Origin of the sequence: Streptomyces diastatochromogenes (assembly GCF_002242805.1) — a bacterium.
In the GTDB taxonomy this organism is placed as follows: domain Bacteria; phylum Actinomycetota; class Actinomycetes; order Streptomycetales; family Streptomycetaceae; genus Streptomyces; species Streptomyces diastatochromogenes.
Window position 1 is genome coordinate 1 of record NZ_MCGQ01000058.1, and the last position, 20,754, is coordinate 20,754.

18 protein-coding genes and 1 pseudogene are annotated in these 20,754 nt (G+C 71.7%); 12 read left to right on the forward strand and 7 right to left on the reverse strand.

Going from position 1 to position 20,754, the window contains the following annotated elements; all coding sequences use genetic code 11:
• Positions 1-238: pseudogene (locus tag BEK98_RS49675) on the reverse strand (hypothetical protein); the annotation flags it as partial.
• A 276-nt stretch (positions 239-514) separates the two neighbouring features.
• On the opposite strand from BEK98_RS49675, the gene BEK98_RS43660 reads away from it, so the two are divergent.
• From BEK98_RS43660 to BEK98_RS43675, 4 genes are all read left to right on the forward strand, one after another.
• Complete coding sequence (locus BEK98_RS43660) at positions 515-1,486, forward strand: SCO0930 family lipoprotein (protein WP_094222398.1); 972 nt, start codon at positions 515-517, stop codon at positions 1,484-1,486.
• Positions 1,487-1,744: 258 nt separating this feature from the next.
• Entirely contained in the window at positions 1,745-2,557 is an 813-nt protein-coding gene (locus BEK98_RS43665) for an SAM-dependent methyltransferase (protein WP_094222399.1), read from the forward strand.
• Entirely contained in the window at positions 2,554-4,698 is a 2,145-nt protein-coding gene (locus tag BEK98_RS43670; protein ID WP_094222400.1) for a putative bifunctional diguanylate cyclase/phosphodiesterase, read from the forward strand. The genes BEK98_RS43665 and BEK98_RS43670 overlap by 4 nt, the downstream gene beginning before the upstream one ends.
• 97 nt (positions 4,699-4,795) lie before the next feature.
• Positions 4,796-5,575, forward strand: a complete 780-nt coding sequence (locus BEK98_RS43675) for an SDR family NAD(P)-dependent oxidoreductase (RefSeq protein WP_094222401.1) — start codon at positions 4,796-4,798, stop codon at positions 5,573-5,575.
• A 40-nt stretch (positions 5,576-5,615) separates the two neighbouring features.
• Here BEK98_RS43675 and BEK98_RS43680 read toward each other — a convergent pair whose 3' ends face one another.
• A complete protein-coding gene (locus BEK98_RS43680) occupies positions 5,616-6,500 on the reverse strand; it encodes a LysR family transcriptional regulator (protein WP_094222402.1) in 885 nt (294 codons plus the stop codon).
• 120 nt (positions 6,501-6,620) lie between these two features.
• Between BEK98_RS43680 and BEK98_RS43685 the strand changes: the two genes are divergently transcribed.
• The 5 genes from BEK98_RS43685 (at position 6,621) to BEK98_RS43705 (ending at position 11,841) form a co-directional block, all read left to right on the forward strand.
• Positions 6,621-7,292: a succinate dehydrogenase gene (locus BEK98_RS43685; protein WP_094222403.1), complete on the forward strand. Its 672-nt coding sequence runs from the start codon at positions 6,621-6,623 to the stop codon at positions 7,290-7,292.
• A gap of 1 nt (position 7,293) precedes the next feature.
• Positions 7,294-9,243, forward strand: a complete 1,950-nt coding sequence (locus BEK98_RS43690; protein WP_094222404.1) for a fumarate reductase/succinate dehydrogenase flavoprotein subunit — start codon at positions 7,294-7,296, stop codon at positions 9,241-9,243.
• Positions 9,240-9,989 (forward strand): succinate dehydrogenase/fumarate reductase iron-sulfur subunit, encoded by a 750-nt coding sequence (locus BEK98_RS43695; protein WP_094222405.1) that lies wholly within the window; start codon positions 9,240-9,242, stop codon positions 9,987-9,989. Before BEK98_RS43690 ends, BEK98_RS43695 begins: the two co-directional genes overlap by 4 nt.
• A 236-nt stretch (positions 9,990-10,225) precedes the next feature.
• On the forward strand, positions 10,226-10,996 hold the full coding sequence (locus BEK98_RS43700; protein WP_094222406.1) for a GNAT family N-acetyltransferase: 771 nt from the start codon (positions 10,226-10,228) through the stop codon (positions 10,994-10,996).
• Positions 10,996-11,841 carry a lysophospholipid acyltransferase family protein gene (locus BEK98_RS43705; RefSeq protein ID WP_094222407.1) on the forward strand — a complete coding sequence of 282 codons (846 nt, stop codon included), beginning with the start codon at positions 10,996-10,998 and terminating at the stop codon, positions 11,839-11,841. The genes BEK98_RS43700 and BEK98_RS43705 overlap by 1 nt, the downstream gene beginning before the upstream one ends.
• Here the strand turns inward: BEK98_RS43705 and BEK98_RS43710 are convergent.
• Complete coding sequence (locus BEK98_RS43710; protein ID WP_094222408.1) at positions 11,817-14,156, reverse strand: ATP-binding cassette domain-containing protein; 2,340 nt, start codon at positions 14,154-14,156, stop codon at positions 11,817-11,819. The two genes, BEK98_RS43705 and BEK98_RS43710, sit on opposite strands and share 25 nt — an antisense overlap.
• A gap of 69 nt (positions 14,157-14,225) precedes the next feature.
• Complete coding sequence (locus BEK98_RS43715) at positions 14,226-14,417, reverse strand: antitoxin (protein WP_094222409.1); 192 nt, start codon at positions 14,415-14,417, stop codon at positions 14,226-14,228.
• Positions 14,418-14,562: 145 nt separating this feature from the next.
• Here BEK98_RS43715 and BEK98_RS43720 point away from each other — a divergent pair, with 145 nt between their 5' ends.
• Positions 14,563-17,040, forward strand: a complete 2,478-nt coding sequence (locus tag BEK98_RS43720) for an ATP-dependent Clp protease ATP-binding subunit (RefSeq protein ID WP_094222410.1) — start codon at positions 14,563-14,565, stop codon at positions 17,038-17,040.
• A 5-nt stretch (positions 17,041-17,045) separates the two neighbouring features.
• On the opposite strand, the gene BEK98_RS43725 is transcribed toward BEK98_RS43720, so the two are convergent.
• Both BEK98_RS43725 and BEK98_RS43730 read right to left on the reverse strand, forming a co-directional pair.
• Positions 17,046-18,050 carry an LLM class flavin-dependent oxidoreductase gene (locus BEK98_RS43725; RefSeq protein WP_094222411.1) on the reverse strand — a complete coding sequence of 335 codons (1,005 nt, stop codon included), beginning with the start codon at positions 18,048-18,050 and terminating at the stop codon, positions 17,046-17,048.
• A 75-nt stretch (positions 18,051-18,125) separates the two neighbouring features.
• A complete protein-coding gene (locus BEK98_RS43730) occupies positions 18,126-18,500 on the reverse strand; it encodes a (2Fe-2S) ferredoxin domain-containing protein (RefSeq protein ID WP_094222412.1) in 375 nt (124 codons plus the stop codon).
• A gap of 60 nt (positions 18,501-18,560) precedes the next feature.
• Here BEK98_RS43730 and BEK98_RS43735 point away from each other — a divergent pair, with 60 nt between their 5' ends.
• On the forward strand, positions 18,561-19,052 hold the full coding sequence (locus BEK98_RS43735; RefSeq protein WP_094222413.1) for a phosphatase domain-containing protein: 492 nt from the start codon (positions 18,561-18,563) through the stop codon (positions 19,050-19,052).
• An 11-nt stretch (positions 19,053-19,063) separates the two neighbouring features.
• Here the strand turns inward: BEK98_RS43735 and BEK98_RS43740 are convergent, their stop codons facing one another.
• Positions 19,064-19,279, reverse strand: coding sequence for a dodecin (locus BEK98_RS43740; RefSeq protein WP_094222414.1), 216 nt, complete (start codon positions 19,277-19,279; stop codon positions 19,064-19,066).
• A gap of 218 nt (positions 19,280-19,497) precedes the next feature.
• Between BEK98_RS43740 and BEK98_RS43745 the strand changes: the two genes are divergently transcribed.
• Positions 19,498-20,754 carry an extracellular solute-binding protein gene (locus tag BEK98_RS43745; protein ID WP_094222415.1) on the forward strand — a complete coding sequence of 419 codons (1,257 nt, stop codon included), beginning with the start codon at positions 19,498-19,500 and terminating at the stop codon, positions 20,752-20,754.

Sequence of the window (20,754 nt, forward strand, 5' to 3'; positions counted from 1 at the left end):
GCGTCGGCGTGGGCGGGCACGGCGTCGGCGTGGGTTTCGGGCACGGCGGGGGCGTGGGCCAGTGGTCGCCGTCTCCCGCCACGGCCACCGCCACCGTGCCGTCCGGGCCCGTCGAGGCGGACGCGCAGGCGTCGGCCGACGCGGTCCCGACCGGGCAGCCCACCAGAGTCCAGGTCAGCGCCAACAGGGCCAACACCCGTGTGGCGGGCGCACATCGGGTCACTTCGGGTCCATGCACGACGGAGATCATGAGGCTCGGGGCGCCGTCGTACTCCGGAGTGCGCCGGGATTGGCCCGAAGGGGTGACAAATCGCGATCAATGGTTTGAAGGGACGATGTGGACCAACTAGCCGATTTGCGGGCTCGTACGACTCCCCGCGCGCGGGACGCGTCACAGGATCCGGAAAGAATTTCGCGTCCCCGTTGAACGCTCCGCCCCCTCCGCCGCGTACCCATGGCCGTGCGGCGGCGCAGCAAGGCGCTGCAATATCCAGGCAAAATTGGGGAGTTGGCGATGAAGACCTCCTGGCGGACCGCCTCACTGGTGGCCACGGCCGCTTCGGTGCTGGCGCTGACGACGGCGTGCGGTCAGGACAACAGCACCACCCCGGCATCGGCGGCCCAGAACGTCGGGGCCACGGCCGCTGCGGGTGACTACGGCAACCCGGGCGCCGCAGCCGGCACGGGCACCGCCGCGGGCAACGGGTACGGCGCCGACGGCAACCAGAGCTCCAGCTCGCCGAGCCCTGCCGCCCCCGCGGGCAAGCTGACCGTGGCCAGCAACCCCGACCTGGGCAACGTGCTGACCGACGGTTCCGGCCTCACCCTCTACCGGTTCGACAAGGACACCGCCAATCCGCCCAAGTCGAACTGCGAGGGCGACTGCGCCACCACCTGGCCGCCGGTGCCCGCCGACGACGCCACCGCCGGCGCCGGCATCGACAAGGCGCTGCTCGGCGAAGTCACCCGCCCCGACGGCACCAAGCAGCTGACCATCGGCGGCTGGCCCGCCTACCGCTACGTCAAGGACGTCAACTCCGGTGACGTCAACGGCCAGGGCGTGGGCGGCAAGTGGTTCGCGCTCGCCCCCAACGGCAAGAAGGCCTCGCTGTCCGCCCTGCCCGGTCTGTCCGTCCGCAAGGACCCCAAGCTGGGCGACATCATCGTGGACAAGAACGGCATGACGGTCTACCGGTTCCTGAAGGACAAGGCGTGGCCGAAGGTCGTCTCGAACTGCATCGGGGCCTGCCTGGAGAAGTGGCCCGCGGTCGCCCCGGTCAAGCCCGAGAACACCGAGGGCGTCCAGAAGAAGGGGCTGATGGGCTTCACCCGGCCCGACGGGGAGAAGCAGATGACCGTCAACTGCTGGCCCATCTACACCTTCTCCGGCGACAAGGCCGCCGGTGACACCAACGGTCAGGGCGTGGGGGGCACTTGGTACGCCGTCTCGCCCGACGGAAAGCCGGTCGGCGCGCCGGGCAAGTAGAGATCACCTCCCCAGGGTCGATCGCCCCGCCCACCGGCGCCTGACCGAAGGTCCGCCCCCTCCGCACCGCACGGAGGGGGCGGACCGTTTGTTTTCACAAGGCCGTCACACAGCGGGGTCACATGGGCACTTGCCGCAGGCAGTGACCGGGAACGGATGGTCAATTTCCGGTTCGGGTCGCTCCTTTGGCGGGCGATCAGTAGCCTCAGCTCGAACACCGGATCGCCTGGACCTGTCGCCTACGCCTTGGAGAGATACATGGAGCGTCCCGCCTGGGCCCCACGAAGCATCGACATCTCGGTGCCGAGCGTTTCGCGTATCTACGATTTCTACCTGGGCGGTTCACACAATTTCGAGGTCGACCGGGAAGCGGCCCGCAAGGCGATGGAGTTCATGCCGGGCCTGCCGAAGATCATGCAGGCCAACCGGGCGTTCATGCGCCGGGCGGTGCGCTTCGCGGCCGGGGAGGGCATCACCCAGTTCCTCGACATCGGCTCCGGCATCCCGACCTTCGGCAACGTCCACGAGGTGGCCCAGGCCGCGGCGCCGGGCGCCCGCGTCGTCTACGTCGACCACGATCCGGTGGCGGTCGCGCACAGCCAGGCGGTGCTGGAGGGCAACGAGGACGTCGAGGTGATCGCGGCCGACCTGCGCAAACCCCAGGAGATCCTCTCCAGTCCCCAACTGGAGCGCCTTATCGACCTGAATCGGCCAGTGGCCCTCCTCCTCGTTGCCATACTGCACTTCGTGGAAGACGCGGACGACCCGTACGGTGCGGTGGCGGAGCTGCGCGAGGCGCTCGCGCCCGGCAGCCTGCTGATCCTCACCCATGCCTCGTACGAGGGAATCCCGTTGCCGGCGGAGCGGGCCGAGGGTGTGGTGGACGTATACAAGGACATTCGCAACCCGCTGATCATGCGCTCGCGCGAGGCGATCGCACGGTTCTTCGAGGGGTACGACATGGTGGAACCCGGACTGGTGCCGATGCCGCACTGGCGCCCGGAGTCGGCGCCGGAGGACGAGGATCCGTACGCCTTCTCCGGATTCGCCGGCGTGGGGCGCACGGCGTGAGCGCGGAGCCGGACGGGCCGGAGGACAGACTGCGCCGGCTGACGACGATCTGGAGCCGGGCGGTCTTCCCGGTCACCTCCACGTCGCTGACCCGTGCGGAGTTCGCGGAACAACTCCTTCCGCTCGCACGCCGGTTGAGCCACCTCCTGCGGGCCCGCAGCTTCGACTCCGAGGAGGCCAAGGCGGTCGGCGCCGCGCTGGTCGACGCGCACTGCACCGACCCCGAGGCGCTCACCCGCACCCTGGACTGCGTCGACGCCTACCTGGTCCTCTACTGCGGCGAGGACGGCCCCCAGGACGAACTGCGCATGCGCTCCTCGCGGTTGCAGCACGCGATGGCCGCCGGGTACGCGCAGGCCCTGCGCGAGCGCACCCTCGCCGAGCAGGAGGCCATCGCCCAGGCCGCGTTGCAGGCCCAGGGCGTGGTCGCGCAGGCGCTGCACGCCAGCGAGGCCCGCTTCCGGGCGGTGTTCGAGGGCGCGGCCATAGGCATCGGCATCGCCGACCTGGAGGGCAACGTGCTCCAGGTCAACGAGGCGCTGCTGCGCATGTTCGGCGGCTCCGAGCACACCGTACGCGGCCGCAACGTCATGGAGTGGACGCATCCCGAGGACGCGCCCCAGACCTGGAAGCTCTACGACGAACTCGTCCGCGGCGAACGCGAGCACTACCACGTCGAGAAGGCCTTCAACCGTCCCGACGGCACGGTCCTGTGGACCAACCTCACGGTCTCCCTGCTGCGTGACGCCGACGGCGAACCGCAGTACCAGCTGGCCCTCATGGAGGACACCACCGAGCGCCGCCTGCTCAACCTCCGGCTGCGCTACGAGGCCACCCACGACGCCCTCACCGGACTGCCCAACCGCACCCTGTTCTTCGAGCGCCTGGAGAAGGCCCTGGGCGCGGGCGAGGGCCAGCGCTTCGGCCTGTGCTACCTCGACCTGGACGGCTTCAAGACCATCAACGACAGCCTCGGCCACGCGGCCGGCGACCGGCTGCTGGTGGAGGTCGCCGACCGGCTGCAGTCCTGCGCCACCGCGCCCGGCGAGATGGTCGCCCGGCTCGGCGGCGACGAGTTCGTGGCCCTGACCACCGGCCCCGGCACCGAGCGCGAGGTCGACGAACTCGCCGAACGCATCCTGAACGCGCTCATCACCCCCATCAGTATCGACGGCCGTGATCTGCTGGTGCGCGGCAGCCTCGGCATCGTCGAGGGCCCGGCGGGCGAGCGCACCGCGGCGGAGGTCCTGCGCAGCGCGGACATCACCATGTACCGGGCCAAGTCGGCGGGCGGCAACCGCTCCGAACTGGCCGACCCGGAGGCCGACGCCCGCGCGATCACCCGCCACGGCCTGACCACCGCCCTCCCCACGGCCCTGGAGCGCGGCGAGTTCTTCATCGAGTACCAGCCCCTGGTCCACCTCGGCGACGGCAGCGTCCGCGGTGCCGAGGCGCTGGTGCGCTGGCTGCACCCGCAGCACGGCGTCCTCGGCCCCGACCGCTTCATCCCGCTCGCCGAGCACACGGGCCTGATCGTCCCGCTCGGCCGCTGGGTCCTGGAGGAGTCCATCCGCCAGGCCCGCGAATGGCGAGAACGGTACGGCGAACAGACGACCGCCGGCCCCCTGCGCATCAACGTCAACCTCTCCCCGTGCCAGCTCAGCCATCCCGGCCTGGTCCAGGACACGGTGGAGATCCTCGAACGCGCGGGCGTCGCCCCCGACGCCCTCTGCCTGGAGGTCACCGAGTCGGCGCTGATCGGCGCCGACGACGACCTCCTCAAACCCCTGCGGCGACTCGCCGAGATGGGCGTCGACATCGCCCTGGACGACTTCGGCACCGGCTACTCCAACCTCGCCAACCTGCGCCGCCTCCCGGTGAGCATCCTCAAGCTGGACCGCTCCTTCACCCAGGGCATGCAGCAGTTCCCGGCCGACCCGGTCGACCTGAAGATCGTCGAGGGCATCGTCACCCTGGCCCACAGCCTCGACCTCGCGGTCACCGTCGAGGGAGTGGAGACCGGCGCCCAGGCCGAGCAACTCCGCATACTGGGCTGCGACACGGCCCAGGGCTGGTACTACGCCCGCCCCGGGCCGCCGGAGCGGCTGCACGAGCTGGCGCTGGTGGACGCGACGGGCTGACGGTACGGATACGACCGTGGCGGCCCGCTCCGCCGCCACGTGCCGGTGCCGTACGGCCGTGCTCTACTTGATCCGTTCCCGAAGGAGCCGGATCGATATGAGCATCGAGCTGCAGGGCAGGACAGCCGTCGTCACCGGGGCGAGCAAGGGCATCGGCCTGGCGATCGTACGGGCGCTCGCGCAGGCGGGCGCGAGCGTCGTCGCCGGATCCCGCACCACGTCCGAGGGCCTGGACGCCCTGGTCAAGGACGGCTCGGTCGCCTGGGTCCCGGTGGATCTCGCCGAGTCGCAGGCGGCGGAGCGGCTGGTCGGCGCCGCCCGGGGACGCGTCGACGTCCTGGTCAACAATGTCGGCGCGGCCCCGGTCCGCACCAGCGGCTTCCTGTCCGTGACCGACGCCGACTGGCAGCGCACCCTCGACCTGAACCTCCTCACCGCCGTACGGGTCACCCGGGCGGCCCTGCCGCTGATGCTGGAGGCCGGACAGGGCGCGGTGATCACCGTCGCCTCGGTCAACGCCACTCTGCCGGACCCGATGGTGATCGACTACAGCGCGAGCAAGGCAGCCCTCGTCGCGTTCTCCAAGGCGCTGTCCAAGGAGGTCGGCCCCCGGGGCATCCGGGTCAACACCGTGAGCCCCGGACCGGTGGAGACGGAGCTGTGGCTCGGCGGGGGCGGGGTGGCCGACACCCTGTCGGCCGCGGCGGGCAGCACGCCCGAGGACGTGGTGGCCCAGGTGTCGAGCGCCACCGTCACCGGCCGTTTCTCGCGGCCGGAGGAGGTCGCCGACCTGGTCCTGTTCCTGGCGGGCGACCGGTCGGGCAACATCGTCGGCAGCGACCTGGTGATCGACGGCGGCTACGTCCCGACCTGGTGACCCGGACCCGGTGCCACAGGCCTGGTGACCGGCCGCGTCATCACCTCTCCAGCAGCATCCGCTGCAACTCCCGGGCCGCGCGCGGCGGAGCCACGTCGCTGCGGTGGGCCAGCGCGATCGTACGGTGCAGGCCGGGCCGGGCCAGCGGAGTGACCCGCAGCCCCCGCCCGGTGCGGGCCGCCACCATGCGCGGTACGACCGCGACCCCCAGCCCGGACCGGACGAAGCCGAGGACCGCGTCCATCTCGCCGCCCTCCACCGCGAAGTCCGGCTCGAAACCCTCCGCCCGGCACGCGGCGACCGTCAGCTCCCTGAGGTCGTAGCCGTGCCGGAACATCACCAGCCGTTCGCCCTCCAGATCCGCGATGCGCACGACCCGGCCGCCGCCGCCGGGCGCCCTCACCTCCGGTGAGGACACCACCACCAGATCCTCCCGCAGCAGTTCCACCGTGGTCAGGGCGGGCGCGGGCGTCGGCAGCGGGAGCACGACGAGGGCGAGGTCGAGGGCGCCGCGGGCCAGCCCCCGCACCAGGTCGTGCGAGCCGCCCTCCTCGATCAGCAGCCGGATGCCCGGATAGCGGTCGTGGAAGGCGCGCAGGACGTCCGGCAGCAGGCCGGTGCACAGGCTCGGCGTCGCGCCCAGCCGCACCCGCCCCCGCCGCAGCTGCACCAGCTCCTGCACCTCGTACCGGGCCGTGTCCGCGTCCGCGAGGATCCGCCGGGCCAGCGGGAGCAGCGCCTCGCCCGCGTCGGTGAGCGTGATGTTGCCCCGGGCGCGCAGGAACAGATCCGCGCCCAGCTCCCGCTCCAGCGACTTGATCTGCTGCGACAACGACGGCTGGGCGACATGGACCAGTTCGGCGGCCCGGGTGAAGTGCCGGGTCTCGGCGACGGCCACGAAGTACTGAAGCTGCTGGAACTGCACGGTTACAGAATAGTTCCTGCCTATGGAAACAAGCTGGACCATGTCTTGGACCGATCGGGTCCGGCGCGCCTAGCGTGCTGTGCCATGGCTCTGGCAACGCGGACGGACCGACGGCCGTCCATGGCGCGCACGATGTGGGACAGCACCGTCGGCAAGAAGACGATCATGGCCGTCAGCGGTCTGATCATGCTGCTGTACCTGGTCGCGCACATGATCGGGAACCTGAAGATCTACTTCGGGGCGGGCGAGTTCAACCACTACGCCCATTGGCTGCGCACCGTCGGCGAACCGTTCATGCACTACGAGTGGACGCTCTGGCTCATCCGGATCGTCCTGGTCGTCGCCGTGGTCGCCCACGCCACGTCCGCGTACCAGCTCAGCCGCCGCGACATCAAGGCACGGCCCAGCAAGTACGTGCACAGGAAGCCGCGGGCCAGTTACGCCACGCGGACCATGCGCTGGGGCGGGATCATCCTCGGCCTGTTCATCGTCTGGCACATCCTGGACCTGACCACCGGCACCGTGCACTCCGGCGGCTTCCAGGAGGGCCACCCGTACCAGAACGTGGTGGACACCTTCTCCACCTGGTACGGCAACGTCATCTACATCGTCGCGATGCTCGCGCTCGGCCTGCACATCCGGCACGGCTTCTGGAGCGCCGCCCAGACCCTCGGCGTCGGCAGCCGCGCCCGCGACCGCGCCCTGAAGACCGTCGCCGACGTCCTCGCGCTGCTGCTCACGGCCGGCTTCATCGCCGTACCCGTGGGCGTCATGACCGGAGTGGTGAGCTGACATGACAACCTACGCGGACTACACGACCGGTGACGCCGTCGTCGACGGCAAGGCGCCGTCGGGCCCGATCGACGAGCGCTGGGACAAGCGCCGCTTCGAGGCCAAGCTGGTCAACCCCGCCAACCGCCGCAAGCACACCGTGATCGTGGTCGGCACCGGCCTGGCCGGCGGCTCCGCGGGCGCCACGCTCGCCGAACAGGGCTACCACGTCGTCCAGTTCTGCTACCAGGACTCCCCGCGCCGCGCGCACTCGATCGCCGCGCAGGGCGGCATCAACGCGGCGAAGAACTACCGCAACGACGGCGACTCGATCCACCGGCTGTTCTACGACACCGTCAAGGGCGGCGACTTCCGGGCCCGCGAGTCCAACGTCCACCGCCTCGCGCAGATCTCGGTCGAGATCATCGACCAGTGCGTGGCGCAGGGCGTGCCGTTCGCCCGCGAGTACGGCGGTCTGCTCGACACCCGCTCCTTCGGCGGCGTCCAGGTGTCCCGGACGTTCTACGCCCGCGGCCAGACGGGCCAGCAGCTGCTGCTGGGCGCCTATCAGGCGCTGTCGCGGCAGATCGCCGCGGGGAACGTGGAGATGCACCCGCGCACCGAGATGCTGGACCTGATCGTCGTGGACGGGCGGGCGCGCGGCATCGTGGCGCGGGACCTCGTCACCGGGAAGATCGACACGTACTTCGCCGACGCCGTCGTGCTCGCGAGCGGCGGTTACGGCAACGTCTTCTACCTGTCCACGAACGCCATGAACTCCAACGCGACCGCCGTCTGGCGGGCGCACCGGCGCGGCGCCCACTTCGCCAACCCCTGCTTCACCCAGATCCACCCCACCTGCATCCCGCGCACCGGCGACCACCAGTCCAAGCTCACCCTGATGAGCGAGTCGCTGCGCAACGACGGCCGGATCTGGGTGCCGAAGGCCAAGGGCGACACCCGGCCCGCGAACCAGATCCCCGAGGACGAGCGCGACTACTACCTGGAGCGCATCTACCCGTCCTTCGGTAACCTGGTCCCGCGCGACATCGCCTCCCGCGCCGCGAAGAACGTCTGCGACGAGGGCAGGGGAGTCGGCCCCGGCGGCCAGGGTGTGTACCTGGACTTCGCCGACGCGATCAGGCGGATGGGGCGCAAGGCCGTCGAGGCCAAGTACGGCAACCTCTTCGACATGTACCAGCGGATCACCGACGAGGATCCGTACGAGGTGCCGATGCGGATCTACCCCGCCGTGCACTACACGATGGGCGGTCTGTGGGTCGACTACGACCTGCAGACCACCGTCCCCGGCCTGTTCGCGATCGGCGAGGCCAACTTCTCCGACCACGGCGCGAACCGCCTCGGCGCGTCCGCCCTGATGCAGGGCCTCGCCGACGGCTACTTCGTCCTGCCGTCGACGATCAACGACTACCTCGCCCGCAACCCGCACCAGGAGGCGGTGACGGCCGAACACCCGGTCGTCCAGGAGGTGTTGGCCGAGACGGAGGACCGGCTCAACCTGCTGCTGTCCGTCGACGGCGACCGCACCCCCGACTCCTTCCACCGCGAAGTCGGCGAACTCATGTGGGAGTTCTGCGGCATGGCGCGCACGGACGCGGGTCTGCGCAAGGCCCTGGAGCGGATCCCGCAGATCCGTGAGGAGTTCTGGCGGCGCATCAAGGTGCCCGGCACCGGCGAGGAGTTCAACCAGTCGCTGGAGAAGGCCAACCGCATCGTCGACTACCTGGAACTCGCCGAGCTGATGTGCCTCGACGCGCTGCACCGCGCCGAGTCCTGCGGCGGCCACTTCCGCGAGGAGTCGCAGACACCCGACGGCGAGGCCGCCCGCAGGGACGAGGAGTTCTCCTACGCGGCCGCCTGGGAGTTCACCGGCACCGGCGAGGCGCCCGTCCTGCACAAGGAAGACCTGGTCTTCGAGTACGTCCACCCCACCCAGCGGAGCTACGCATGAAGCTCAACCTGCGCGTCTGGCGGCAGAAGAACGCCGACGCCGAAGGCGCCGTGTCCACGTACGAGGTGGACGGCATCTCCGCCGACATGTCCTTCCTGGAGATGCTCGACACGCTCAACGAGGAACTCATCCTCAGGGGCGAGGACCCGGTCGCCTTCGACCACGACTGCCGCGAGGGCATCTGCGGCGCGTGTTCCCTCGTGATCAACGGGGATGCGCACGGGCCCGAGCGGACCACCACCTGTCAGCTGCACATGCGGTCCTTCAAGGACGGCGACACGATCGACATCGAGCCGTGGAGGGCGTCGGCGTTCCCGGTGATCAAGGACCTGGTCGTCGACCGGTCCGCCTTCGACCGGATCATCCAGGCCGGCGGCTACATCTCCGCGCCGACGGGCTCCGCACCGGAGGCGCATGCGGCGCCGGTGCCGAAGCCGGATGCGGACTTCGCGTTCGAGCACGCCGAGTGCATCGGGTGCGGGGCGTGTGTGGCCGCGTGCCCGAACGGTGCGGCGATGCTGTTCACCTCCGCCAAGGTCAACCACCTCAATGTGCTGCCCCAGGGTGCGCCCGAGCGGGAGACGCGGGTGCTGGACATGGTGGCGCAGATGGATGCGGAGGGGTTCGGCGGGTGCACGCTGACGGGTGAGTGTGCGACCGCTTGTCCCAAGGGGATTCCGCTCGTGTCCATCACCGGCATGAACAGGGAGTGGCTGCGGGCGAACCGGAAGGTGGGCAAGCGCTAGCCGCAAGAGAAGACGTTCGCCGTAAAGGGGCGGACGGGCGGGGCCGGGAGAGGTGCTCCTTCCGGCCCCGTCTGGTTTTCCGGTGGCGCGCTCGCCCACGCCGTTCAACAAGCCCACACCCATTCTCCGGGCACCGGTCACGCGTACGCCAACCGGCGTCGGAAGAACAGGAGCGGCAGAGCGGACCGACGTTCTGCCGCTCCCGCCGACCCCGGCCCGTGACCATGGAGAGAGCCATGACCGGCGTCACCACGCTCGATCGCCCCCCGCAGCCCGCGGCACCCACCCGCTACACCGTCACCCTCGCCCGTGACGAGGCCGACGTCCGTGCCGCGCAGCGGCTGCGGCACGACGTCTTCGCCGGAGAGATGGGCGCCCTGCTGGCCACCTCGCAGCCGGGCCTCGACGTCGACCCGTTCGACGCCTACTGCGACCACCTGCTCGTGCGCGACACCGTGACCGGGCAGGTCGTCGGCACCTACCGGCTGCTGCCGCCGGAGCGCGCCGCGGTCGCCGGCCGGCTCTACTCGGAGGGCGAGTTCGACCTGGCCCCGCTGGACGGGATCCGGCCCGGTCTGGTCGAGGTCGGCCGCTCCTGCGTGCACCCCGACCACCGGGACGGCGCCGTCATCGGCCTGATCTGGGCCGGGATAGCCCGGTACATGGTCGACCGGGGCCACGAGTGGCTGGCGGGCTGCTGCTCCGTGCCGCTCGCCGACGGCGGCGCGCTGGCCACGGCCACCTGGGAGCGGGTGCGCACCAAGCACCTGGCGCCCGAGGAGTTCCGGGTACGGCCCCTGCTGCCGTGGACCCCGAACGCCGAGGTGCCCGCCGGCCGCACCGAGCTGCCCGCCCTGCTGCGCGGCTACGTCCGCCTCGGCGCCTGGGTGTGCGGGGAACCCGCGCACGACCCGGACTTCGGGGTCGCCGACCTGTACGTGCTGCTGTCGATGCGCCGGGTCAACCCGCGCTATCTGAAGCACTTCCTCTCCCTCGTGCCGGCCTGATGAGCGTCTGGCTGCCCACCGCGCCCTGCACCCCGGGCGCCTGCGTGGAGCCGGCCGCACCCGCCGCGTCCGTACCCCGTGCGGTGCTGCGGCTCACCGCGGTCGCGGTCCTGGTACTGGCCGGGATCGCGCTGACCCCCCTCGGCGGGCGGATCCCCGCCGAGTGGGTCAGGCGGTGGTGCCGGTCGATCGTGCGGGCCATCGGGGTCCGGGTCCGCCTCACCGGCACCACCGCACCGGACGGCGGTCTGCTGCTGGTCGCCAACCACGTCTCCTGGCTGGACATCCCGCTGCTGGCCGCCGTACGCCCCGCCCGGATGCTCGCCAAGACCGAGATCCGTGACTGGCCCGTGGCGGGGGCGCTGGCCGCGCGCGGCGGGGCCGTGTTCATCGAGCGCGACCGGCTGCGCGCGCTGCCCGACACGGTCGCCCGGATCGCGCACGCCCTGCGGGAGGGCGCGGCCGTGGTCGCCTTCCCCGAGGGCAGCACCTGGTGCGGGCGGGCGCACGGCCGCTTCCACCGGGCTGTCTTCCAGGCCGCGCTGGACGCGGGCGTGCCCGTGCAGCCGGTCCGGCTGCGCTACCGGCAGGACGGGGGAGGGGCGGCGAGCACGGCGGCCGCGTTCGTCGGCGAGGACACCCTGCTCGCCTCCCTGTGGCGGGTCGCCCGCGCGCGGGGCCTGGTGGCCGAGGTGGACATCCGGCCGGTGATACCGCCGGGCGACCAGCCCGACCGCCGTTCCCTCGCCCGTGCCGCCCAGCCGGTCCCCTCGGAGACCGCCTGGACCCATGCCGTCCTGCTGGCGCCGCAGCTCTCCCCTCAGGGCATGACCCGGGCCAGATAGGGCGCCGTGGCGCTGCCCGCCGCCTGCGCCACCCGCTGCGGCGGCCCGGCCGCCACGATCCGGCCGCCCCGGTCGCCGCCGCCCGGACCCAGGTCGATCACCCAGTCCGCCTCGGCGACCACGGTCATGTCGTGCTCGACCACGACCACCGTGTGCCCGGCGTCGACCAGCCCTTGCAGCCGGTCCATCAGCACCTCGACATCGGCCGGGTGCAGACCGGTCGTCGGCTCGTCCAGCAGGTAGAGGGTGTGGGCGCGGCGCCCGCGCTGCAGCTCGCTGGCCAGCTTGATCCGCTGGGCCTCCCCGCCGGACAGCTCGGTGGCGGGCTGGCCCAGGCGCAGATAGCCGAGGCCCACGTCGAGCAGCGAGCCCAGGCTGCGGGCCGCGCCCGGGGTGTCCGCGAAGAAGGAGGCCGCGTCCTCGACGGTGAGGTCGAGGACCTCGGCGATGTTCCGTCCCCGGTACGCCACCCGCAGGGTCTCGGGGTTGTAGCGGGCGCCCGCGCAGTCCGGGCAGGGCGCGTACGTGCTCGGCAGGAACAGCAGCTCGACGCTGACGAACCCCTCGCCCTGACAGGTCTCGCAGCGCCCGCCCGCCACGTTGAAGGAGAACCGCCCGACGCCGTAGCCGCGCTCCCGTGCCGCGCCGGTGGCGGCGAACACCTTCCGTACGACGTCGAACAGGCCGGTGTAGGTGGCCAGGTTGGAGCGCGGAGTGCGCCCGATCGGCCGCTGGTCCACCCGGACGAGACGGCCGACCCCGGCCAGGTCCTCCGTCAACTCGCCGATGAGCGTGGACTTCCCGGAGCCGGAGACACCGGTGACGGCGGTGAACGCGCTCAGCGGGAACTCGGCCGTCACCCCGCGCAGGTTGTGCCGGGTCACGGGGCCCACCGTCAGCCAGCCGCGCGGCTCACGGACCGCACGCGCCGGGCCCGGGGCCTCGTCGAAGAGGTAGCGGGCCGTGGCCGAGTCCTCGACCGAGGCCAGCTCGGCCACCGGGCCGCTGTACAGCACGCGCCCACCGTGCTCGCCCGCGCCGGGGCCGACGTCCACCAGCCAGTCGGCGCCCCGCACCACCTCCAGGTGGTGCTCGACCACGAACACCGAGTTCCCGGCCGTCTTGAGCCGGTCCAGCACGGCGAGCAGGGCCTCGGTGTCCGCCGGGTGCAGCCCGGCCGACGGCTCGTCCAGCACGTACACCACGCCGAACAGCCCCGAACGCAACTGGGTGGCGAGCCGCAGCCGTTGCAGCTCGCCCGCCGAGAGGGTGGGGGTGGCCCGGTCCAGGCCGAGATAGCCGAGGCCCAGCTCGACCACGGGCGCGATCCGGGACTTCAGGTCCTCGGTGAGGACCCGGGCCGTCTCGGTGCCGCCGTCGAGCAGGCCGGCCAGGTCGGTCAGGGGCAGTGCGGCCAGCTGGGCGATGGTCCGGCCGCCGAAGGTCACCGCCAACGCCTCGGGCCGCAGCCTGCTGCCCCCGCACACCGGGCAGGGCGCACTGGTCAGGAAGCGCTCCGCCTTTGTGCGCAGGGTCGGGGACTTGGTGTCGGAGAACGTCTTCATGACGTACCGGCGGGCGCTCATGTACGTGCCCTGGTACGGCCGTTGGATCCGGTCGGCATCCCGGACCGGGTGCACGGTGACGACCGGCTGCTCCTCCGTGAAGAGGATCCATTCCCGCTGCTCGGCGGGGAGTTCGCGCCAGGGCCGGTCCACGTCGTACCCGAGCGTGTCGAGGATGTCGCGCAGGTTCTTGCCCTGCCAGGCCCCCGGCCACGCGGCGATCGCGCCCTCGCGGACCGACAGCGAGGGATCGGGGACCAGCAACTCCTCGGTGGTGCGGTGCACTTGGCCGAGACCGTGACACTCCGGGCAGGCACCGGCCGCCGTGTTGGGGGAGAACGCGTCCGAGTCGAGCCGCTCGGCGCCGGGCGGGTAGTCACCGGCGCGCGAGAACAGCATGCGCAGGGAGTTGGAGAGGTTGGTGACCGTGCCCACGGAGGAGCGGGAGGTGGGGGACGAGCGCCGCTGCTGGAGGGAGACCGCCGGCGGGAGGCCGGTGATCTCGCCGACCTTGGGCGCCCCGACCTGGTGGATCAGCCGGCGCGCGTACGGCGCGACCGACTCGAAGTAGCGTCGCTGTGCCTCGGCATAGACCGTGCCGAAGGCCAGGGACGACTTCCCCGAGCCGGACACGCCGGTGAACACGGCCAGTACGTCCCGCGGGATGTCCACGTCGACACCCTTGAGGTTGTGCTCGCGGGCACCGCGGACACGGACGTAGGGGTCGTACGGGTCATGGGGGCTGTGCATCGGGGGGAAACTCCGTACGGGCCTGCCGGGCGGGGACAAACCCCGCGAGTCTAGCCCGCCGGGTTTCGGCTACGGATGCGGCGGGGTGTCCCGCTCCTGGCTTCCGAGCTCGTCCTTGAGCTTCTGCTGGGCGGTGTCGACCTGGGACCGGTACTTGCCCTGGGTCTTGTCGTCGACGTAGTCGCCGCCCTTGTCGATGCCCTTGTCGGCCATGTCTTCGTGGCCCTTGAGCATGCCCTTGATCTTGTCCATGAAGGACATGGCAGCCCTCCTCGTCGCTTGAGGCTTCCGCTCCCAGCGTCTCCGGTCCGGGCCGGGTCCGCATCTCGGTGTCGCTCTCGTGCAGGTTTGCACTATTTATGCGAGTTTGGGGGCGGACGTCTGTCGCCCCAGAAAGGCCCGCCCCATGAGCACCCCCGGCTTCGGATTCGGACGCAGCCCGTTCGAGGAATTCGACGAGCTGATGTCCCGCTTCTTCGGCACCGGCGGCCCGGCCGCGTCCGCCCGCCGGCCGCAGCGGGTCGACATCGGCAGTCTGCTGTCCGAACGGGCGCGGGACCTGGTGGCCGAGGCCAGGGACATCGCCGCGATCGAGGGCAGCGAGGAACTCGACGCCCGGCACCTGCTGGCCGCCGCCACCCACAACGACTCCACCCGGCGGCTGCTCGCCGAGGCCGGCGCCGACCCCGACCGCCTCCGCGAGCAGCTCGGCACCGGTGCGAACGGCGGCGAGAAGACCGAGCCGAACACCCTGACCCCCTCCGCCAAGCGCGCCCTGCTCGACGCCTACCAGATTTCCCGTGCCGAGGGCGACTCCTACATCGGCCCCGGTCACATCCTGCGCGCGCTCGCCGCGAACCCGGAGTCGGCGGCCGGGCAGGCGCTCGGCGACGGCGGCTGGGAGCCGGCCAGGCTGCCCACCGAGGGTGCCGGCGAGCGGAAGAAGCCCAGCACCACGCCGACCGTGGACGAGTACGGCCGCGACCTCACCGAGGACGCCCGCCAGGGCCGCCTCGACCCGGTGATCGGACGCGAGGAGGAGGTCGAACAGACCATCGAGGTCCTCTCCCGGCGCAGCAAGAACAACCCCGTCCTGATCGGTGACCCCGGCGTCGGCAAGACGGCCGTGGTGGAGGGCATCGCCCAGCGCATCGTCGCCGGAGACGTCCCCAAGACCCTGGCCGACAAGCGGCTGGTCTCCCTGGACCTGGCCGGAATGGTGGCCGGCACCAAGTACCGGGGCGAGTTCGAGGAACGGCTGAAGAAGCTCCTCGACGAGGTGGGCGAGCACGGAAACGAACTGATCCTGTTCCTGGACGAGCTGCACACCGTCGTCGGCGCCGGAGGCGGCGGCGAGGGCGCCCTGGACGCGGGCAACATGCTCAAACCCGCCCTGGCCCGCGGCGAGTTGCACCTGATCGGCGCGACGACCGTGGACGAGTACCGCAGGCACATCGAGAAGGACGCGGCCCTGGAGCGCCGCTTCGCGCCCATCCTGGTCGGCGAGCCCAGCGTGGACGACACCATCGAGATCCTGCGCGGCCTGCGCGACCGGTACGAGGCCCACCACCAGGTCCGCATCACCGACGAGGCGGTCGTCGCCGCGGCCGAGCTGTCCGACCGGTACATCACCTCCCGCTTCCTGCCCGACAAGGCCATCGACCTGATGGACCAGGCCGCCGCCCGGGTCCGGCTGCGCGCCAAGACCCCGCCGACGGACACCCGCGAGATCGAGGACCGCATCGCCGCTCTGAACCGGGAGAAGGACCAGGCCGTCGCCGACGAGGAGTACGAGCGCGCCAGGGACCTGCGCGACCGGATCAAGGAGGCCGAGGCCGAGCTGACCGCGGCGGGCAAGGCCGAGGAGCACGTCCCGAAGGTCACCGCCGAGGACATCGCCCAGGTCGTCTCCCGCACCACCGGCATCCCGGTCGCCCAGCTCACCGAGGAGGAGCGGGAACGGCTGATGAAGCTGGAGGAGCATCTGCACGAGCGGGTCGTCGGCCAGGACGAGGCGATCACCGCCGTCGCCCGCGCGGTACGCCGCGCCCGGGCCGGCATGAGCGACCCCAACCGGCCCATCGGCAGCTTCCTCTTCCTGGGTCCCACCGGCGTCGGCAAGACCGAGCTGGCCCGCGCCCTCGCCGCCGCCCTCTTCGGCGACGAGAGCCGCATGATCCGCCTCGACATGAGCGAGTTCCAGGAGCGGCACACCGTCTCCCGCCTGGTCGGGGCGCCCCCCGGATACGTCGGCCACGAGGAGGCCGGCCAGCTCACCGAGGCGGTGCGCAGGCAGCCGTACACCGTGCTGCTGCTGGACGAGGTGGAGAAGGCCCACCCGGACGTCTTCAACACCCTGCTGCAGCTCCTGGACGACGGCCGGCTCACCGACTCCCAGGGCCGCACGGTCGACTTCAAGAACACCGTCGTGATCATGACGTCGAACATCGGCGCCGACCGCATCCTGGCCGCCGGCACCGAGGACTACACCAAGGTCCGCGACGCCGTCATGCCCGCCCTCCAGCAGCACTTCCGGCCCGAGTTCCTCAACCGCATCGACGAGATCATCGTCTTCCGCGGCCTGGACCGCGCCCAGCTGCGCCAGATCGTCGACCTGCTGCTGGAGCACACCCGGCGCCGGCTGCACGCCCAGGAGGTCACCATGGAGGTCACCGACGCGGCCGCCGACCTGCTCGCGAACCTCGGCTACCAGCCCGACTTCGGCGCCCGCCCGCTGCGTCGCACCATCCAGCGCGAGGTGGACGACCGCCTCGCCGACCTGCTGCTCTCCGGCGAGCTGAGCGCCGGCGACCGGGCGGTGGTGGACGCGGCGGACGGTTCCGTGGCGATCCGCGCGGACAAGCCGGCCGGCGTGGAGGGCTGAGCCGCTCAGCCGCGGGGCGCGAACAGCGTGGCGAGGCGCCGGTAGGAGTCCAGCAGCGCCGTGCGGTCGTACGAGCTGGTCGTGACCAGGACCTCGTCGGCGCCCGTCTCCTTCAGCACCGTCTCCAGCTCGTGGGCGACCTCGCCCTCGGTGCCGGCGAGGTGACCGGCGAGACCGGACTCGTAGAAGTCGCTCTCCTTGGCGGTCATCGTGCGGGCCTGGATCTCCTCGGCCGGGGCCAGGGGCGGGAAGGTTCCGTGGGTCCGTGAGTACGCCATGGCCCAGGCCTCCGGGACCAGCAGCCGCCGCGCGGCCTCCGGCGACCCGGCGACCGCGACCGTCCCGGAGATCACCACGTACGGCTCGGACGCCCAGGGGGAGGGGCGGAACAGGGAGCGGTACTGGTCGATGCCGCGCAGCATCTTCTCGCGGCCCCGCAGGTCGCCGATGACCATCGGCAGGCCGGCGCGGGCCGCGATCCGCGCGCCCTCGCCCATGGCCAGCACGAACGGCGGCACCCGCAGCCCCTCCGCCGGGCGGGCGTGCACCCCCGTCGGCGAGGTCCCCTCGAACCAGCCGAGCAGGTCACCGAGCTGCGCCGCGAAGTCCTCGGCGTCGTCCTTGTCCCGCCCGAGGGCCTTGCGCACCCCGTCCGTGAAGCCCACGGAACGCCCGAGCCCCATGTCGATCCGGCCCGGGAAGAGCGACTCCAGCACACCGAACTGCTCGGCGACGACGAGAGGTTGGTGGTTGGGCAGCATCACCCCGCCGGTGCCGACCCGGATCGAGCGCGTCGCGCCGGCCACGGCGGCCGCCAGCACCGTCGGCGCCGACCCGGCGACCCCGGGCACGCCGTGGTGCTCGGACACCCAGAAACGGTGGTAGCCGAGCCCCTCCGCCTCCCGCGCCAGCGCGACCGTGTCCCGCAGCGCCTCGGCAGGCGGGTGTCCCGCACGGGTGCGGGAGCGGTCGAGGACGGAGAAGCGGGTCGCGGCGATCACGGAACTCATACGAGGTTCAACACCGGGGAGCCCGCAGGATTCCTCACGGCGCGATGTCGGGGTGCGGTGGCCCGCGCCCGGCGGTCACCGTCCCGACCGGGTCCGTGCGCCCCGTGGGGCCTCGATCATCTGCAGCTCCAGCGCGAGCGGCGGCTCGGCAAGACCGGGGCCGCCCGTCCGTGCCCACTCGGCGACCTCGGCCGTGCAGTCGTCGTCCAGGGCGAACCCGATCCACACGGGCCTGCCGCCCGCCCGCCGTCCTTCGGCGGAGGGGCGTACGACCACGACGTTCGCCTGGTCGCACGGGCCCAGGCAGTCGGTCGTACGCACCGCGAAGCCGCCCTCGGCCGCGGCGGCCCGCAACCGGTCCAGCTGACGTTCGTGATCGGTACCGGGGTGTTTGGCCGGGTTGCCGCAGCAGCAGCCCCGGCAGACGACGAGGGTGGGAACAGAAGGCATGGGAGAAGCATGAAGCCCTCACCCCCGGGGAGTTGACGCAGGGGTGGCTAGGGTGGGCCCGTGACAGACAGCAGTGCGCGCCCGGTTGCCGTGTTCGACCTCGACAACACCCTTGCCGACACCGCCCATCGGCAGCACTTCCTGGAGGACCGGCCGCGGAACTGGGCCGGGTTCTTCGCCGCCGCGCCCGAGGACCCGCCGCTCGCCGAGGGGGTGGAGCTGGTCCTGACGCAGGCACGGGAGTGCGAGATCGTGTACCTCACGGGGCGGCCCGAGCGGTGCCGGCGCGACACGCTCGACTGGCTCGCCACGCAGCGGCTGCCCGCGGGGCGCCTCCACATGCGGGGCAACGCCGATCGCAGGCCCGCCCGGTTCACCAAGCTGGAGGTCCTGCGCCGGCTGGCCCGGGACCGCGAGATACGGTTCCTCGTCGATGACGACGAACTCGTGTGCGACGACGCCGAGCGTGCCGGATTCGCCGTCGTGCGGGCCCGCTGGGCCGCGAAGTCCGCCGCGCTGGAGGACGCCCAGGAGCGTGAGGGCCGGACCTGACGCCGAGTGGGTTACTCCCCGTCCTCGATGCGGAAGCCCACCTTCAGGCCGACCTGCCAGTGGGCGATCTGCCCGTCCTCGATCTGCCCCCTGACCTGCGTCACCTCGAACCAGTCCAGGTTGCGCACGGTCTGGGCCGCCCGGGTGATCCCGTTGCGGATGGCCTTGTCGACGCCGTCGGGGGAGGTGCCGACGATCTCCGAGACCCGGTAGGTGTGGTTGGTCATGCGGGTGCTCCTCTGTGCTGCTCCGCCGTGACGGGTGTGTCACGCGTCACTCCACGGTGCCGTATGCGGGGGCGGAGCGCGAGGCGTCGCGGCCGTACCCCCGGTAGCCCTTGACCCCCGCATTGGTCCATACCAAAATCCATACACCCGTGCGAGCCCTGGCTCGTCCCCCCACGTCGGGCCCCCTCCCCTGTCCGCCAGACAGAACAGGACCCCTCGTGAGACGTCGTCTGCTCGCCCTCCTCTGTGTCACCGGCTCCCTGATCAGTGGCTGCGGCCTCCTCCCGGGCGGCCAGGACCGGCACACCGTCACCGTGTGGCTGATGAAGGACAGCGCCTCGAAGGAGTTCCTGCGGCGCTTCACCGAGGACTTCGAGCGCACCCACAAGGACCTGCGCCTGGACATCCGCATCCAGGAGTGGACCGGCATCGTGGAGAAGGTCCAGAAGGCGCTCAGGGGCGACGCCGAGGACGGCCTCGACGTCATCGAGGTGGGCAACACCCAGGTCCCGCTGTACGTCGACGACGGCCGGCTCGCCGATCTGACGCTGGAGTCGATGCGCGACTGGGGCAAGGAGCACTGGCTGCCCGGCCTCGCCGAACCCGGCAAGGACGGCAACAAGCAGTACGGCGTGCCCTGGTACGCGGCCAACCGGGTCGTCATCTACCGCAAGGACCTCTTCGCACAGGCCGGCATCACCGCCCCGCCGAAGACCCGCGACGAGTGGCTCGCCGACACCCGGAAGCTCGACTCCGGCGGCAACCAGGGCATCTACCTGGCCGGACAGGACTGGTACACCCTCTCCGGCTTCATCTGGGACGAGGGCGGCGACCTGGCCGAGCAGAAGGACTACGAGTGGCGCGGCACCCTGGACACCCCGGCCGCGCTGCGCGGCATGGACTTCTACCGGCGGCTCCAGGCGCTCGGCGCGGGGCCCGTGGACGCGGACGAGGAACACCCGCCCCAGGCCGGGGTGTTCGCGGGCGGCAAGGTCGCGCAGATCATCGCCGTACCGGGGCTCGCCGGGGCGATCGTGCGGCAGAACCCCGGCCTGGAGGGCAAGCTCGGCTTCTTCCCGGTGCCGGGCAGGACCGCCGCCCGGCCCGGCACGGTCTTCACCGGCGGCTCCGACCTGGTGGTCCCGCAGAACACCGACGACCAGTTCGCCGCGACCGCCGTCATCGGGGCGCTCACCGGCGCCAAGTGGGACACCGAACTCGCCCGCACCATGAACTACGTGCCCAACAAGACCACCTTGGCGGGCGCGGTCGCGGGGGAGGAGGGGGTCGCCGCGATGGCGGCGGGCGCCGCACACGGCCGGGCGACCCCCCACACCCCTCAGTGGGCCGCGGTCGAGGCCGACAACCCGATCAAGGGGTACATGACCCGGGTGCTCGGCGGAGCCGACCCGGCGACCGAAGCCCGCCGGGCCGACCGGAAGATCACCGAGGCCCTGGCCCAGAACCTGGGCTGA